At 65.4% G+C, this 301-nt stretch carries 1 pseudogene; it reads left to right on the top strand.

Annotated elements, in window-relative coordinates:
• A pseudogene (locus KVT37_RS32090) lies at positions 1-301 on the top strand (polysaccharide deacetylase); the annotation flags it as partial.

The following is a 301-nucleotide window of genomic DNA, read 5'->3' as shown; positions in this document are numbered from 1 at the left end:
ATCCGCCCTTCGTCACCTGGCCGGGCGGCATCATGCTCGCCATCAACCTCGTGCTCAACTACGAGGAAGGCTCCGAATACTCATGGCTGGAGGACGGCCGCCACGACAACTGGGGCGAGTACAATCTGTCCGGCAGCATGCCGGTGCGCGACCTCGGCACCGAGACGCATTACGAATATGGCAGCCGCGCCGGCGCCTGGCGCCTGGCCAGGCTGTTCGACCGCTACGACATTCCGGTCACCTTTTCCGCCTGCGCCGTGGCGCCCGAACGCAAACCGCCTTTGGTCGAGTGGGTGAAGGG

Origin of the sequence: Mesorhizobium sp. GbtcB19 (assembly GCF_019091085.1) — a bacterium.
Classification (GTDB): Bacteria; Pseudomonadota; Alphaproteobacteria; order Rhizobiales; family Rhizobiaceae; genus Mesorhizobium.
Note: the sequence above shows the minus strand (reverse complement) of the source record. Positions and strands in the feature narration are given on the sequence as shown.